This window comes from Pseudomonas extremorientalis (assembly GCF_024584605.1).
Classification (GTDB): domain Bacteria; phylum Pseudomonadota; class Gammaproteobacteria; order Pseudomonadales; family Pseudomonadaceae; genus Aquipseudomonas; species Aquipseudomonas extremorientalis.
Map to the genome: position 1 here is coordinate 4694476 of NZ_CP089519.1, position 15783 is coordinate 4710258.

17 protein-coding genes are annotated in these 15783 nt (G+C 62.1%); 8 read left to right on the top strand and 9 right to left on the bottom strand.

Annotated elements, in window-relative coordinates; genetic code table 11:
* The first annotated feature begins 29 nt into the window (after positions 1-29).
* Positions 30-896 (top strand): DUF6279 family lipoprotein, encoded by an 867-nt coding sequence (locus tag LUU92_RS21040; RefSeq protein ID WP_222540216.1) that lies wholly within the window; start codon positions 30-32, stop codon positions 894-896.
* Here LUU92_RS21040 and copD read toward each other — a convergent pair.
* The 5 genes from copD to LUU92_RS21065 form a co-directional block, all read right to left on the bottom strand.
* The gene (gene copD / locus LUU92_RS21045) at positions 893-1747 is read right to left on the bottom strand and encodes a copper homeostasis membrane protein CopD (RefSeq protein WP_257102591.1); all 855 of its coding nucleotides are present in this window, start codon (positions 1745-1747) and stop codon (positions 893-895) included. The two genes, LUU92_RS21040 and copD, sit on opposite strands and share 4 nt — an antisense overlap.
* Positions 1744-2118, bottom strand: a complete 375-nt coding sequence (gene copC / locus LUU92_RS21050) for a copper homeostasis periplasmic binding protein CopC (protein WP_092242886.1) — start codon at positions 2116-2118, stop codon at positions 1744-1746. The genes copD and copC overlap by 4 nt, the downstream gene beginning before the upstream one ends.
* 53 nt (positions 2119-2171) lie before the next feature.
* Positions 2172-2987: a copper resistance protein B gene (locus tag LUU92_RS21055; RefSeq protein ID WP_257102592.1), complete on the bottom strand. Its 816-nt coding sequence runs from the start codon at positions 2985-2987 to the stop codon at positions 2172-2174.
* A gap of 10 nt (positions 2988-2997) precedes the next feature.
* Positions 2998-4704, bottom strand: coding sequence for a copper resistance system multicopper oxidase (locus LUU92_RS21060; protein ID WP_257102593.1), 1707 nt, complete (start codon positions 4702-4704; stop codon positions 2998-3000).
* A 125-nt stretch (positions 4705-4829) separates the two neighbouring features.
* Positions 4830-5219 carry a transcriptional regulator gene (locus tag LUU92_RS21065; protein WP_071491344.1) on the bottom strand — a complete coding sequence of 130 codons (390 nt, stop codon included), beginning with the start codon at positions 5217-5219 and terminating at the stop codon, positions 4830-4832.
* A 154-nt stretch (positions 5220-5373) separates the two neighbouring features.
* Here LUU92_RS21065 and LUU92_RS21070 point away from each other — a divergent pair, with 154 nt between their 5' ends.
* Positions 5374-5649, top strand: a complete 276-nt coding sequence (locus LUU92_RS21070) for a hypothetical protein (RefSeq protein ID WP_071491345.1) — start codon at positions 5374-5376, stop codon at positions 5647-5649.
* Positions 5650-5700: 51 nt separating this feature from the next.
* Here LUU92_RS21070 and LUU92_RS21075 read toward each other — a convergent pair whose 3' ends face one another.
* Positions 5701-7047 (bottom strand): DEAD/DEAH box helicase, encoded by a 1347-nt coding sequence (locus LUU92_RS21075; protein WP_071491541.1) that lies wholly within the window; start codon positions 7045-7047, stop codon positions 5701-5703.
* A 193-nt stretch (positions 7048-7240) separates the two neighbouring features.
* Here LUU92_RS21075 and LUU92_RS21080 point away from each other — a divergent pair, with 193 nt between their 5' ends.
* A complete protein-coding gene (locus LUU92_RS21080) occupies positions 7241-8539 on the top strand; it encodes a mechanosensitive ion channel family protein (RefSeq protein ID WP_257102594.1) in 1299 nt (432 codons plus the stop codon).
* On the opposite strand, the gene LUU92_RS21085 is transcribed toward LUU92_RS21080, so the two are convergent.
* The 3 genes from LUU92_RS21085 to LUU92_RS21095 all read right to left on the bottom strand — a co-directional run bounded on the left by LUU92_RS21085 (position 8536) and on the right by LUU92_RS21095 (position 10661).
* Positions 8536-9405: a carboxylate/amino acid/amine transporter gene (locus LUU92_RS21085; RefSeq protein WP_257102595.1), complete on the bottom strand. Its 870-nt coding sequence runs from the start codon at positions 9403-9405 to the stop codon at positions 8536-8538. The two genes, LUU92_RS21080 and LUU92_RS21085, sit on opposite strands and share 4 nt — an antisense overlap.
* 202 nt (positions 9406-9607) lie before the next feature.
* Positions 9608-10207: an FMN-dependent NADH-azoreductase gene (locus LUU92_RS21090; protein WP_071491348.1), complete on the bottom strand. Its 600-nt coding sequence runs from the start codon at positions 10205-10207 to the stop codon at positions 9608-9610.
* 139 nt (positions 10208-10346) lie between these two features.
* Positions 10347-10661: a hypothetical protein gene (locus LUU92_RS21095; RefSeq protein WP_058425359.1), complete on the bottom strand. Its 315-nt coding sequence runs from the start codon at positions 10659-10661 to the stop codon at positions 10347-10349.
* A 49-nt stretch (positions 10662-10710) separates the two neighbouring features.
* On the opposite strand from LUU92_RS21095, the gene LUU92_RS21100 reads away from it, so the two are divergent.
* The 5 genes from LUU92_RS21100 (at position 10711) to aqpZ (ending at position 15772) form a co-directional block, all read left to right on the top strand.
* Positions 10711-11634, top strand: coding sequence for a PA3225 family LysR-type transcriptional regulator (locus LUU92_RS21100; RefSeq protein ID WP_071491349.1), 924 nt, complete (start codon positions 10711-10713; stop codon positions 11632-11634).
* Between the two features lie 14 nt (positions 11635-11648).
* On the top strand, positions 11649-12452 hold the full coding sequence (locus tag LUU92_RS21105) for an alpha/beta fold hydrolase (protein WP_257102596.1): 804 nt from the start codon (positions 11649-11651) through the stop codon (positions 12450-12452).
* A 3-nt stretch (positions 12453-12455) separates the two neighbouring features.
* Positions 12456-13019 carry a peptidylprolyl isomerase gene (locus LUU92_RS21110; RefSeq protein ID WP_071491351.1) on the top strand — a complete coding sequence of 188 codons (564 nt, stop codon included), beginning with the start codon at positions 12456-12458 and terminating at the stop codon, positions 13017-13019.
* Positions 13020-13101: 82 nt separating this feature from the next.
* On the top strand, positions 13102-14934 hold the full coding sequence (locus LUU92_RS21115; protein ID WP_071491352.1) for an ABC transporter ATP-binding protein: 1833 nt from the start codon (positions 13102-13104) through the stop codon (positions 14932-14934).
* A gap of 136 nt (positions 14935-15070) precedes the next feature.
* Positions 15071-15772 (top strand): aquaporin Z, encoded by a 702-nt coding sequence (aqpZ, locus tag LUU92_RS21120; RefSeq protein ID WP_257102597.1) that lies wholly within the window; start codon positions 15071-15073, stop codon positions 15770-15772.
* The last annotated feature ends 11 nt before the right edge of the window (positions 15773-15783 follow it).

The following is a 15783-nucleotide window of genomic DNA, read 5'->3' on the forward strand; positions in this document are numbered from 1 at the left end:
TGATAACCCACTCTGCGAAGGACCCGCCCATGCTGCGTCGGCTCAAACTACTGGTGCTATTACTGAGCCTGAGCCTGGTGCTCGCCGGCTGCAATCGCGTGGGCCTGGCCTACCGCAACCTGGACGTGATCATCCCCTGGACCCTCAACGACTACCTGGACATGAACGCCGGGCAGAAGAGCTGGTTCAACGACACCCTCAAGCAGCACCTGGCCTGGCACTGCACCACGCAATTGCCGGGTTACCTGGATTGGCTGGACCGCCTGCAGCGGATGGCCGATGACAATCAGGTCACCGACGCTGCCTTGCAGGCCCGTACCGTCGAGGCCAAGCAGGCCATCAACGAAATCGCCCACGAGATCACCCCCTCCGCCATCCAACTGCTACAGGGCCTGGATGATCAGCAGGTCAAGGACATGAACGACGCGCTGGCCAAGGACCTGCGCAAACGCCAGGACGAATACCTCAAGCCGCCCCTGGCACAGCAGATCAAGGAGCGCGCCGAACGCATGAATAAACGCCTGGACGCCTGGATAGGCCCGCTCAGCGCCAGCCAGCAGAACCGCGTAACCGCGTGGTCCATCGCCCTGGGCGAGCAGAACCGGGAATGGATCGGCAACCGCGCCCGCTGGCAGGCGCAATTTATCGACGCCGTGCAACAACGCCGCAGTGCCGATTTCCCGCAGAAGATCCAGCAGTTGCTGGTTGACCGCGAAAGCCTGTGGACCCCGGAGTACAGAACGGCCTATGCCCGGACGGAAGCGGCGGCGCGCAGCCTGATTGTCGATGTGATGGCCGAAAGTACGCTGCAACAACGGCAGAAACTCACGCAGAAAATCGACAAGGTCCGCAGTGATTTCCAGGCACTTAAATGCTTGAAGAGCGCGCAGTCCTAACCGGGCGCCAACGTCCCCAGCCAGGCCACCAGCGCCAGGATCAACACCACTGCGGCAGACTCCAGCGCAATGCTGCGACGCAGTGCTTTGACTGCCACGGTAGTGGCGCCCGCCGCCAGGGCGCGTTGCAGCAACGGCGTGAAGTGCGAGCGATTGAGCGCCGCCAGCCCCAGCATCACACCGAACACGCCCAACTTGACGCACAACAGGAGCGCGTAGGTGCCCCCGGTGATGCCATCGAGGTTCGGCCCGACCACAAACAGATAATTCGCCACGCCCGTGCCGATCAGCACCGCTACGAACAGCATGCCCATCCGCTCGAACGCCGCCAGCGCGTGGGCCAGCCTTTGGAGCGCCGGTAACGAGGTACTCCTCAGCGCCAACCCGAATGCAGCCAGCGCGCCGACCCAACCCGCCGCCGCCAGCAGGTGCGCACTGTCGCTGAGGACGTGCCACAACCCCTGCGTACCCTCATGCATCACGCCGTGTCCAGCCCACGCCAGCGTCACCAGCGCAATCGCGCCGAACAGCGGCGCCAGTCCGGTATTGAGCGCAACCAGCACCAACGCCACCATTCGCAAGCTCCAGGTCCAGCCCAGCTCGGTCTGCCAGAGCATCATCTGCAGGTGCGGCCACAGCGTTTGCCAATCTTCAGCGCCGCTCATGGCCTGGGTCATGACCAGCAGCGACGCCACCGACAGCAGTACGCCCAGGCACGCCGCCAGTCGCAACAGCGGCTGCAGATTCAATAGGCGGCGGTCGCCATAGAGGCCAAACAACCCCAGGCCGAACAGCAGCATCAAATCCAGATAAAGCGCAAAACGCAGGAATATCGAGACCGCCTCACTCATGGCTGGACGCTGAACATCACATTCCCCAGGATCGGATGCGTATCGGACGACACCGCGCGCCAATCCACCCGATAAGTACCCGCCGTCAGCGCGGACGCCGGCTTGATCAGCATCACCTTGGGATCGGTACTGGCCGCGACGCTGGCTTTCACCGGCATCGGCGAGTGAGACATGCCGGGCATATCGGTCATGGTCAGTTTGGCGCCAGAAAACTGCGTCAGCAGGTTTTCCGAGAAACGCAGTTCAATCACGGCGGGTGGCGCCCCCTTGGCCCCATCCGATGGTGTGGACGACAGCAGCTTCGGATGAGCTGATACCGCCAGGCTGGTGATCAGTCCGGCGCACAGCACAGTAGTTTTCAACAATGACATGCAAGGCTCCAGGCCGCTCATGGCGGCGAGTGAGTTATAGGATGGGTAAACCGTCAGAACCACAGACGCACACCGACCACCCAGCGCCATTGGCTGATGTCTTCGCCCTCATCCCGGGCGTATTGCGCGGTCTGGCCGTAGCTGCGGTTCCAGCTGACGCCCACATAGGGCGCGAACTCACGGCGTACTTCGTAACGCAACCTCAAACCCAGCTCACTGTCCGACAGGCCCGAACCGACGCCGCGCGGCGGATCGTTGCGTCCATATAAGTTGAGTTCAGCGGTGGGCTGCAGGATCAGCCGGTTGGTCAGCAGGATGTCGTAGTCGCCTTCCAGGCGAGCAGCGGTACGACCCGCCTCACCGACAAACAACGTGGCTTCGGCTTCGAAGTTGTACAGCGCCATGCCCTGGGCGCCGAACGCCGCCCAGGTCTGGCCGTCGCCCGGTTTGAAGTCATGGCGCACGCCGCCCACCAGGTCCCACCACGGGCTGATGGCGTGCCCCCACAGGGCCTGGACCTCGGCACTTTCAGTGCGGCCGGCACTGCGCTCGCCTTCACTGCGCAGCCACAGACGGTCGATATCGCCGCCAACCCAGCCTTTGATATCCCAGTTCAGCGCGCCTGCACCGTCACCGCCCTGCCATTCCAACTGGTTGATCAGCAGCAGCGAATTGACGCCACTGTCATGAACCCTGTGCCCACCGGGGGCGTTGTACACCGCCGCGCGATCAGCATCGGTCAGCGCCGGGATCGGTGTCCGGCTCTCGGTGAGCGCCGGTGTCGCCGGGCTCATGCCCTGGAACTCGTCGGCCTGCACCAACGGAGCGAACGCCAGCCCGATAAAGGCGAGTAAAACACGATGGCTCATGCTTGCGTCCTTACTCATGCACGCGCACCTCTCGGAACATGCCCATTTCCATGTGGTACAGCAGGTGGCAGTGATAGGCCCAGCGCCCCAGCGCATCGGCGGTTACCCGGTAGCTGCGCCGCGAGCCCGGCGGCATGTCGATGGTGTGCTTGCGCACCTGGAACTGGCCGTTTTCATCCTCCAGATCACTCCACAAGCCATGCAGATGAATGGGATGGCTCATCATGGTGTCGTTGACCAGCACCAGCCGGACCCGCTCGCCATAGGTCAATTGCAAGGGTTCGGCGTCGGAGAACTTCACGCCATTGAACGACCAGGCGAACTTCTCCATGTGCCCGGTGAGGTGCAGCTCAAGGGTGCGGCTGGGGTCGCGGCCGTCAGGGTCTTCAAAGGTGCTGCGCAAGTCGGCGTAAGTCAGGACACGCCGGCCGTTGTTGCGCAGGCCGATGCCGGGGTCGTCGAGCTTGGGCACCGGGTTCATGGCCTGCATGTCCACCAGCGGGTTGCCTTGCTCGCTGGCCGGATGGGCCTGCATCGACATGGCGCGGTGATCCATGCCCGCCATGTCCGGCATATCCGCCATGGCGCCGTGGTCCATGCCGCCCATGCCCATGTCGTCCATGGTGATCCAGGGGCGCGGGTCCAGCGCCGGCACCGACGCGATTGCTCCCGCTTGAAGGGCCAGCGTGCCGCGGGCGTAACCACTGCGGTCCATCGACTGCGCAAACAGGGTGTAGGCGGCTGCGGTAGGTTCGACCAGCACATCAAAGGTCTCCGCCACGGCAATGCGGAACTCATCGACACTCACTGGCTGCACCGGCTGGCCATCGGCGGCGATCACCGTCATTTTCAGCCCCGGGATGCGCACATCGAAATAGCTCATCGCCGAGCCGTTGATGAAGCGCAGGCGCAGGGTCTCGCCCGCCCGGAACAGGCCAGTCCAGTTGCGTTCCGGTGGCTGGCCGTTGAGCAGGTAGGTGTAGGTCTCGCCGCTGACGTCGGCCAGGTCGGTGGGGTTCATCTTCATCTGCGCCCACATCAGGCGATCGGCGGCGGTGGCCGACCAGCCCTGCTTGCCCACATCCCGCACGAAATCGCCCACGGTGGGTTTGTGCAGGTTGTAGTAGTCGGACTGTTTCTTGAGGGTTTTCATCAGCGCAACCGGGTCTTCATCGGTCCAGTCCGACAGCATCACCACGTAGTCACGTTGGTAAGTGAAGGGCTCGGGCTCCATGGGATCGATCACCAACGGGCCATACACGCCCTGCTGCTCCTGAAACCCCGAGTGGCTGTGGTACCAGTAGGTGCCGTGCTGCTTGAGCGTGAACTGGTAGACAAACACCCCACCCGGCTCGATGCCCTTGAAGCTCAAGCCCGGCACACCGTCCATGGACGACGGCAGGAGAATGCCGTGCCAGTGGATCGACGTCGGCTCGGCCAGGCGGTTCTTCACGCGCACGGTGACCGTGTCGCCTTCGCGCCAGCGCAGCAAGGGGCCAGGCAGGCTGCCGTTGATAGTCAGCGCGGTACGGTTGCGACCGGTGAGGTTGACTGGCATCTGGTCGATGAACAAATCAAATTCGGTACCCGCCAGCACGGTGGGCTGGCCGGGACTGGTGAGCGCCCAGACCGGGCTGCGCCAGAGCCCTAGCCCGCTGAGCAAGCCGCCGGCGGCCAGGCCTTTGACGAAGGTTCGTCGGGTAGTGGTGGAGTGCATGCCGATTCAATTCCATGGGTTGAATGGCAGCAGATTAGGCAGGGCCGGCTGTCAGCCAGCTTAGCGGCAGATTACCGATCTGACAGTTTCGCCCGGCACCGTACTCGGTGCCGGAGCGTAGGGGGTCAGGCGATCTGCGCCTTGGAGGCCACTTCGGCAAAGGTCGTTGGGTCCAGCGCATCCGCCTGTTCGTCCAGCACCTGGCGCGGGTGATCATTGCCCGGGATCGAACTGTCGATCAGCGCCAACAGCTGCGCGCCGAGCGGAGTCAGGATGAAATTCTCACCATTGCCGCCCTCCTCTTCAGGGCGCGACTCGATGAAGCCGCGCTTGAACAACAGCGCTTCATAATCTGCCGCGGTCTTCTTGAGCGCGTCCAGGTTACCGGTGGGCTCGCCCGCGGTGGCCTTCTCGGCCGCTTCCTGCTCGGCGTATTTGCGTGGGGCGAAGCTGCCCTCGCCGTTCTGCACTTCATGCAGCAGACGTTCGATCAGATCCCAGTTGTAAGTCGTCATCCTGATTCCTCCTGCAGGCGGGTGGAAAATAGCCTGTCTAAAGGTGTGACACGCCCTGTCGGTCACCGTTCAGCCGAATAGACGGACGTCATTTCTCTGAACTTTCCAGACGTTCGCGGCCTCAACAGCTCATATCCGCCAAGGAGGTGTGCCCATGAAAACCCTGATGAACCTGGCCGTCGCGGCCGCGCTGTTGAGCGCCCTGCCCGCCTGGGCCTGTACGCCCGACGAAGCCACGAGCAAGCGCGAGCAATTGGCTCAGGAAGTGACCAGGCTGACCGAACAAAATCCGACCAAGGCCAAGGAGATCAACGACGAACTGCAGAAGATGGACCTGGATACGCAAAGCGCGGAGTTCCCCGACAAATGCCAGTTGATCGACGCCCGGCTCAAGGAACTCAAGGAAGCCGCCGCCAAAGCCAAAGACTGAGGGCATAAAAAAACCGGACAATCGTCCGGTTTTTTCACATCACCCGCGCCTTTATTCGGCAGCCGGGGCTTGCGGCTTGCGGCGCTTGAGCGGTGCCATGCCGTCCTTGCTGACGAGCGACAGGTTGTCGGTCTTAGGCCGGTTGGCGATCTTGCGCTTGGTGGGCGACTTGGCGCCGGTTTTCTTCTTGTCGCCCTTGGCGTCGGTCTTTTTCTTCTTCACGCCAACGGCCTTGCCCGAGGCCTTGACCTTCTTCGGCCCGGTGTAGGTGCCTTTGACTTCCTTGATGGTACGGCGCTCGAACGACTGCTTGAGGTAGCGCTCGATGCTCGACATCAGGTTCCAGTCGCCGTGGCAGATCAGCGAGATGGCCAGGCCATCGTTGCCGGCACGCCCGGTACGCCCGATACGGTGCACGTATTCGTCGCCGCTGCGGGGCATGTCGAAGTTGATCACCAGGTCCAGGCCGTCCACGTCCAGGCCGCGTGCGGCAACGTCGGTGGCCACCAGGATCTTCACGCCGCCGGCCTTGAGGCGGTCGATGGCCAGCTTGCGGTCCTTCTGGTCTTTCTCGCCGTGCAGCACGAACGCCTTGTATTCCTGGGCCACCAGGCGGCCGTAGATGCGGTCGGCGGCGGCGCGGGTGTTGGTGAACACAATGGCTTTCTGATAGGTCTCGTTGGCCAGCAGCCAATTGAGGATCTGCTCTTTATGCACGTTGTGGTCGGCGGTGACGATCTGCTGGCGCGTGGTCGCGTTCAGGTCGCTGACGTTGTTGACCTGCAGGTGCTCAGGATTGTTCAGCACCTTGGCGACCATCTCGCGCAGGGTGGAACCGCCGGTGGTGGCGGAGAACAGCATGGTCTGCTGGCGGTTGACGCACTCGCCCACCAGGCGCTGTACATCGTCGGCAAAGCCCATGTCGAGCATGCGGTCGGCTTCGTCCAGCACCAGCACTTCGACTTCCTTGAGGTCGAGGTTGCCGGCGTTGAGCTGCTCGATCATGCGCCCCGGGGTGCCGATCAGGATGTCCGGCACCTTGCGCAGCATGGCGGCCTGGACCTTGAAGTCTTCACCGCCGGTGATGATGCCGGACTTGATGAAGGTGAACTGGGAGAAGCGCTCGACTTCCTTCAAGGTCTGCTGGGCCAGCTCGCGGGTCGGCAGCAGGATCAGGGTCTTGATGCTGACGCGCACTTTGGCCGGACCGATCAGGCGGTTCAGCACAGGCAGGACAAAAGCGGCGGTCTTGCCACTCCCGGTTTGAGCTGTCACCCGCAGGTCACGCCCTTCGAGCGCGAGCGGGATGGCCGCTGCCTGCACAGGCGTAGGCTCGACAAATTTAAGCTCGGCCACGGCTTTGAGCAGGCGTTCGTGCAGGGCGAATTGGGAAAACACGGGTGCTACCTCGAAGAAATACAAAAAATCAGCTGCATAGGTTACCGGTTTCGGGCGCCCAAACCGAGTTTCTTTACGTGAACGGTGTGAATCGGCCGCTTTTTTGTCAGGACATTTGTCCATGGCGTCAACTTTGTTGCACTTAAATGCTCTAATCGCCCCGTCTTGTCCCACAGAAGAATCGGTTTCACCCATGGATATCAAACAGCTCTGGCTCAACGCCCAGGACCTCTGGGGCGCCCTCGATGAACACCCGCTGCTGCACGCCAGCCTCGGCTTGCTGGTGTTGCTGGTGGTGGCCCTGGTGCTCGGACGGGTGGCGCGCTACCTCATCCTCCACGCCGTCAAACTGCTTGGGCGGCAACCGTCCCTGCACTGGCTCAACGACCTGCGGCACAACAAGGTCTTCCATCGCCTGGCGCAGATGACGCCGTCACTGGTGATCCAGTTCGGCCTGTACCTGGTGCCGGACCTGAGCAAGACCGCCATCCTGTTCATCGGCAACGTGGCCCTGGCGCTGACCATCCTGTTCCTGGTGCTGGCCATCAGCGCCCTGCTCAACGCCCTGCTGGACATCTACGCCCGCACCGAACACGCGCGCACCCGCTCGATCAAGGGCTATGTGCAGTTGGCGAAGATGGTGCTGTTCGTGTTTGGCGCGATCATCATCGTCGCCACCCTGATCGACCGCTCGCCGCTGTTGCTGCTGTCGGGGCTGGGTGCGATGTCGGCGGTGATCCTGTTGGTGTACAAGGACACGTTGCTGTCGTTCGTCGCCAGCGTACAGTTGACCAGCAACGACATGCTGCGGGTCGGCGACTGGATCGAAATGCCCCAGGTGGGCGCTGATGGTGATGTGGTGGACATCACGTTGCACACGGTCAAGGTGCAGAACTTCGACAAGACCATCGTTTCCATCCCCACCTGGCGCCTGATGTCCGAGTCGTTCAAGAACTGGCGCGGCATGCAGGCCTCCGGCGGGCGCCGCATCAAGCGCAGCCTGTTCATCGACGCCAGCGGCGTGCGCTTCCTGCGCGACGACGAAGAACTGCGCATGACCCAGGTGCACCTGCTCACCGACTACATCGGGCGAAAACAGGCCGAACTCAAGGCCTGGAACGAAGCCCAGGGCCACAGCGCGCAACTGTCGGCCAACCGCCGCCGCATGACCAACCTCGGCACCTTCCGCGCCTATGCCCTGGCCTACCTGAAAAGCCACCCGGACATCCAGCCGAACATGACCTGCATGGTGCGCCAGATGCAGACCACTGCCCAGGGCGTGCCGCTGGAGATCTACTGCTTCACCCGCACCACGGCATGGGCCGATTACGAGCGGATCCAGGGGGATATCTTTGATTACCTGCTGGCGGTGTTGCCGGAATTTGGCTTGAGTCTGTATCAGCAGCCGAGTGGCAATGACTTGCGTGCCGGGGTGTTGCCGGCGGTATTGGGGACCAGTCATTTGCCGGCCCCTGAAAGTCGCGCTGGCTAAACCAGGGAGCGGTTGGGCGCCTTCGCGCCCAACCGACTGATCCACACCGCCCCCAGAATCACCACCCCACCCAACGCCAACCGCCCCAGTGGTTCATGCTGGTTCCAGATCAGCAAATTCAGCAGCAACCCCACCGGCACATGCAGGTTATTCATTACCGCCAAGGTGCCACCCTGCACCAGGCAGGCGCCCTTGTTCCACCAGTACATGCCCAGCGCCGTACTGACCAGGCCAAGGAACACCAGCACGCCCCATTGCAGCGGCGCCTCCGGCAGGAAGTCAGCCTTGCCGAACAGCAGGAACGCCGGCAATACCACCAGCAACGCGCCGAGGTAGAAGTAGCCGAAGCGCCGGTAGTGCGGCAGAGTGCTCGGGTAGCGCGCCACCAGGTGCTTGTACATCACCTGGCCGGCGGCGTAGGTGAAGTTGGCCAATTGCAGCAGCAGGAAACCGCCAAGGAAATGCGGGGTGATCTGGTCGAAGCGAATCACCGCTGCGCCTGCTACCGCCACCAGTGCGGCGACCAGTGCCCAGGGGTTGAAGCGACGGTTGAGGGCGTCCTCGATGAGGGTCACGTGCAACGGCGTGAGAATGGTGAACAGCAGCACTTCCGGCACGGTGAGCACACGAAAGCTCAAGTACAGGCACACGTAGGTCACGCCGAACTGCAGCGCGCCGATCACCAGCATGCCGCGCATGAAGGCCGGCTCCACCGAGCGCCAGCGGGTCAGCGGGATGAACACCAGCCCGGCCAGCAGCACACGCACCAGCACGGCGAAGTAGCTGTCGACGTGACCGGCGAGGTATTCGCCGATCAAGCTGAAGGAAAATGCCTGAATCAGGGTAACAACCAGTAAGTAGCCCATGCGCGCCTCGTTTCGAATGGGCGGGACATTAAAGGTTTTCGACGGTTGAAGAAACTCGGGGCAAAAAAAACCCGACCTCGCTAAAGCGTCAGTCGGGCGGTAGCACTCAGGAGCAAAAGTGCAAAGGGAGGTTCGTTACGCGTACTTGAAGGGTTGGCGTGGAGCGATATAAACACTGCGCGATTATGTGACGATTAAAGGATCAAGCCACCTGGGCCAGCAGCGCCTTGGCGTGGTTGATGCCCTTTTCCTGGAAGTCACCGCTCAGGTTCACCCCTTCGGCATGAATGAACGTGACGTCATGAATCCCGATGAAGGCCATGACCTGACGCAGGTACGGTTCCTGGTGATCGGAGCTGGCGCCGGTGTGGATGCCGCCGCGAGCGGTGAGCACGATGGCGCGCTTGCCGGTCAGCAGACCCTGAGGGCCGGTGGCGGTGTACTTGAAGGTCACACCCGCACGCAACACGTGGTCCAGCCAGGCTTTGAGGGTGCTGGGGATTGCGAAGTTGTACATCGGCGCAGCCATCACCAGGACGTCGGCGGCGAGCAATTCGTCGGTCAATGCGTTGGAGCGATCCAGGGACGCCTGTTCGTCGGCGTTGCGCTGATCGGCCGGCTTCATCCAGCCGCCGAGCAGGTTGGCATCCAGGTGTGGAACCGGGTTGAGCGCCACGTCACGCACGGTGATCTGATCTGTCGGGTGAGCGGCCTGCCATTGGCTGATGAATTGCTGGGTCAGTTGGCGGGAAATCGAATCCTGCTGGCGAGCGCTGCTTTCGATGATCAGAACGTTGGACATGGCGTTGTAGGCTCCATCTGTAATTGCTGTGAGTCGATGGAGTGAAGATTAAACAGAGCCAATTCGATTAAAAAGCGCAAAAAACTGCTATAACCCATCTATAAATTTGTTCAAAGGCGGAGCATGCTCCGCTCTCGGCTTATTTCGGCGTGCAGGCCAGGGCAATACGCATCTTGATAATGGCGCGGTTGAACTTGACCGTGGTGTTGGTACTTTTGCCCGCCGGCACCGTGACCGTGCGGCGACGCGGCGATTCCGGGCCGTTGGTGAAGGTTACCGAGCACACGGCATCGTGGGTGCCGTAGTTATTGAGTTGGATCGAGCTGATGTCGCCGTCCACGTCAGAGGCGGTGTAATCGATGCTCACGCCGTCGATCTTCTTGGTCACGTCAATGGGGTAGGCAAACGCACTCATCGGCAGCAGCGCCAGCAACACACAACAGAATTTTCTCATTCGGCAGTCTCCAATAAGGACAGCCAGCTTAGGACAAGAGGAGCCCATCTTGAAAGCGCCCCGCGTTACCCTCGATCAATGGCGCACGCTGCAGGCCGTGGTCGACCATGGCGGCTTCGCCCAGGCGGCCGAAGCGCTGCACCGTTCGCAGTCCTCGGTGAGCTACACCGTGGCCCGCATGCAGGACCAGCTTGGCGTACCGCTGTTACGCATTGACGGGCGCAAGGCGGTACTCACCGACGCTGGTGAAGTGCTGTTGCGCCGCTCCCGGCAACTGGTGAAAAACGCCAGCCAGTTGGAGGACCTTGCCCACCATATGGAGCAGGGCTGGGAAGCCGAAGTGCGCCTGGTGGTGGACGCGGCCTATCCGAATGCGCGCCTGGTGCGCGCTCTTTCCGCCTTCATGCCCCAGAGCCGTGGCTGCCGCGTGCGCCTGCGGGAAGAAGTGTTGTCTGGCGTTGAAGAGTTGCTGATGGAAGGCGTCGCCGACCTGGCGATCTGCGGGTTCAGTATCCCCGGCTACCTGGGCACGGAAATGAGCGATGTGGAGTTTGTCGCAGTGGCCCATCCCGAGCACACGCTGCACCGCATGAACCGCGAACTGAGCTTCCAGGACCTGGAAAGCCAGATGCAGGTGGTGATCCGCGACTCCGGCCGCCAGCAACCGCGCGATGTGGGTTGGCTCGGCGCCGAACAGCGCTGGACCGTCGGCAGTCTTGCCACCGCCGCCGCCTTTGTCGGCAGCGGCCTGGGCTTTGCCTGGTTGCCCCGGCACATGATCGAGCGCGAACTCGCCGAAGGCGTTCTCAAGCAACTGCCGCTGGAACAGGGCGGTAGCCGCCACCCCACGTTCTACCTGTATTCAAACAAGGACAAACCCCTGGGGCCTGCCACGCAGATCCTCGTGGAACTGCTGCGCACCTTTGACACCGCACCGCTGGACGCGCCTTTCGCCGCCCCCCGGCAAGCCTGAAACGGAGTTCGCCCATGGCCTGGTTCGACCATGAAGGATGCAGCCTGCACTACGAGGAATATGGCCACGGCACGCCGCTGGTGCTGATCCACGGCCTGGGCTCCAGCAGCCAGGATTGGGAACTGCAGATTCCAGTACTGGCCCGGCATTACCGCCTGATCGTGGTGGACGTGCGCGGTCACGGCCGCTCGGACAAACCGCGCGAACGCTACAGCATCCCGGGTTTCACCTACGACCTGATCGCCTTGTTCGAACACCTGGACCTGCCACCGGCCCACGTGGTGGGCTTGTCCATGGGTGGCATGATCGCTTTCCAACTGGCCGTGGACGAACCGGCGTGGGTCAAGAGCCTGTGCATCGTCAACAGCGCCCCCGAGGTCAAGGTGCGCAGTGCCGATGATTACTGGCAGTGGGCCAAGCGCTGGAGCCTGGCACGCTTGCTGAGCCTTTCCACGATCGGCAAGGCGTTGGGCGAGCGGCTCTTCCCAAAACCGCACCAGGCCGACCTGCGCCGCAAAATGGCCGAACGCTGGGCAAAGAACGACAAACGTGCTTATCTCGCCAGCTTCGATGCGATTGTGGGATGGGGGGTGCAGGAACATCTTTCGCGCATTGCCTGTCCTACGCTGGTCATCAGCGCCGACCACGACTACACCCCTGTGGCGCAGAAACAAAACTATGTAAAACTGCTGCCCGATGCGCGACTGGTGGTGATAGAAGATTCCCGCCATGCCACGCCCTTGGATCAACCCGAAGTCTTTAACGCAACCTTGCTCGAATTTCTAAAGACAGTCGAAACCACTACCCAGGATCACTGACCCATGCTGAAAAAAATCGCCTTCTTTGCCGGTTCTGTTCTGTTCGCCGCCAACCTGATGGCCGCCGAGCCCGCCAAGGCGCCCCACGTATTGATCACCACCACCAACGGCGATATCGAGATCGAACTGGACCCGGTCAAGGCGCCAATCAGCACCAAGAACTTCCTGGCCTATGTCGACAAGGGCTTCTACACCAACACGATTTTCCACCGTGTGATCCCGGGTTTCATGGTCCAGGGCGGCGGGTTCACCGCGCAGATGGCGCAGAAGCCGACCGACGCGCCAATCAAGAACGAAGCCAGCAACGGCCTGCATAACGTACGTGGCACCTTGTCGATGGCGCGCACCAATGATCCGAATTCGGCCACCAGCCAATTCTTCATCAACGTCGCCGACAATGCCTTCCTCGACCCAGGCCGCGATGCCGGTTACGCCGTGTTCGCCAAAGTGGTCAAGGGCATGGATGTGGTCGACATCATCGTCAACTCCCAGACCACTACCAAGCAAGGCATGCAGAACGTGCCAATCGATCCTGTCGTGATCAAGTCGGCCAAGCGCCTCGACTGAGCCTGGCAGGCAGTTCCGCGCGCAGCCCACAAGGCTGCGTGCGCATTTGAAAGGAGAGCCCGCACGCCGGGCGTCATACCTAATGCTCTATCGTCGCTTTGAACAACTGATCGACATCTTCCGCGACGCCCCCAGCGCCGCCCCGCCTGATAAAGTCCTGCCCTTCTACCTCTACTACCTGCGCCAGGTGTGGCCGCATTTCGCCGCCTTGCTGGTGGTGGGCCTGATCGGCGCGCTGATCGAAGTGGCGCTGTTCAGCTACCTGAGCCGCATCATCGACCTCGCCCAAGGCACGCCGCCCGCCGACTTCTTTCAGGTGCACAGCACCGAGCTGATCTGGATGGCCGTGGTCGCCCTGTTGCTGCGCCCGATCTTCGGCGCCCTGCATGACCTGCTGGTGCACCAGACCATCAGCCCCGGCATGACCAGCCTGATCCGCTGGCAGAACCACAGCTACGTGCTCAAGCAGAGCCTGAATTTCTTCCAGAACGACTTCGCCGGGCGTATTGCCCAGCGCATCATGCAAACCGGCAACTCCCTGCGCGACTCCGCCGTGGCGGCGGTGGATGCGATCTGGCACGTGGCGATCTACGCCATCAGCTCCCTGGTGCTGTTTGCCGAGGCCGACTGGCGCCTGATGATCCCGCTGGTGACCTGGATCCTCTGCTACAGCCTGGCGCTGCGCTACTTTGTGCCAAGGGTGAAGGAGCGCTCGGTGATTTCCTCCGAGGCGCGCTCCAAATTGATGGGCCGCATCGTCGATGGCTACACCAACATCACCACCTTGAAGCTGTTCGCCCATACCCGCTATGAGCAGGAATATGCAAAGGAAGCGATCATCGAGCAGACCGAAAAAACCCAGCTGGCCAGCCGCGTGGTCACCAGCATGGACATCGTGATCACCACCATGAACGGCCTGCTGATCGTGACCACCACCGGCCTGGCGCTGTGGCTGTGGACGCAGTCGCTGATTTCCGTTGGCGCGATCGCCCTGGCCACCGGCCTGGTGATCCGTATCGTCAACATGTCCGGCTGGATCATGTGGGTGGTCAACGGCATTTTCGAAAACATCGGCCAGGTGCAGGATGGCCTGAAGACCATTGCCCAGCCGCTGGCCGTGATCGACCGCGACAAAGCCCCGCGCCTGAGCGTGCCCCATGGCGAAGTGCGTTTCGAGCAGGTTGATTTCCACTATGGCAAGAAGAGCGGGATCATTGGCGGCCTCAACCTTGAGATCAAGGCCGGTGAAAAGATCGGCCTGATCGGCCCGTCCGGTGCGGGCAAGTCGACCCTGGTCAACCTGCTGCTGCGCCTGTACGACCTGCAAGGCGGGCGTATCCTGATCGACGGCCAGAACATCGCCGACGTCGCCCAGGAAAGCTTGCGCGAACAGATCGGCATGATCACCCAGGACACGTCGTTGCTGCACCGCTCGATCCGCGACAACCTGCTGTACGGCAAGCCCGATGCCACCGACGAAGAACTCTGGGCCGCCGTGCACAAGGCGCGCGCGGATGAGTTCATCCCATTGCTGTCGGACTCCGAAGGCCGCACCGGGCTGGATGCGCATGTCGGTGAGCGCGGCGTGAAACTCTCCGGCGGGCAGCGTCAACGTATCGCCATCGCCCGCGTACTGCTCAAGGACGCGCCGATCCTGATCATGGACGAAGCCACCTCAGCGCTGGACTCGGAAGTGGAAGCCGCGATCCAGGAAAGCCTGGAAACCCTGATGCAGGGCAAGACCGTGATCGCGATTGCCCACCGCTTGTCGACCATTGCGCGGATGGACCGCCTGGTGGTGCTGGAGAAAGGCCAGATTGCCGAAAGCGGCAGCCATGCCGAACTGCTGGCCCATGGTGGGTTGTATGCACGGTTGTGGCAGCACCAGACCGGCGGCTTCGTCGGCATCGACTGATCCCACATTAGAGCCCTGGATTTGTGTCATAGCCGTGCTGTACTCAGTGCAGTGCCCAGACGGGCGCTGAAGTAAATCTGCAGGGAGCATCACTGATTTACTGATTGGGTAGAGCGATCTATCAAGGACGGGTTGCATGTCTTTGTTCAAGCGTTCAGTCACAGAGGGGTTGGGTACGTTTTGGCTGGTGTTGGGCGGGTGCGGGAGTGCGGTGCTGGCCGCGGCGCTTCCCGCAGTCGGGATCGGGTTGTTGGGCGTGTCCCTGGCCTTCGGGCTCACGGTGCTGACCATGGCGGTGGCCATCGGGCATATCAGCGGTTGTCACCTCAACCCGGCAGTATCGGTGGGGCTGGTAGTGGGCGGAAGGTTTCCGGCCAGGGAGTTACCGGCGTACATCGTCGCGCAGGTAGTCGGTGGCACGGTCGCCGCTGCGTTGCTGTACTTCATTGCCAGCGTCAAGCCGGGGTTCGAACTGGCAACGGGCCTGGCGTCCAACGGCTATGGCGAGCATTCGCCCGGCGGGTATTCACTGGCGGCGGGGTTTGTGTGTGAGCTGGTGATGACGGCCATGTTTGTGGTGATCATTCTGGGCGCCACCGACCGCCGCGTTCCCAAGGGCGTGGCACCCTGCGCCATCGGCCTGGCCCTGACCCTGATCCACTTGATCTCCATTCCCGTGACCAATACCTCGGTCAACCCGGCCCGCAGTACCGGCCCGGCACTGATCGTCGGCGGGTGGGCGATCCAGCAATTGTGGATGTTCTGGCTCGCGCCGATCCTGGGTGCGGTGATCGGTGGGTTCACTTATCGATGGCTGGGCAAGGAGGCGCCGGGCTGAGGCAAACGGGT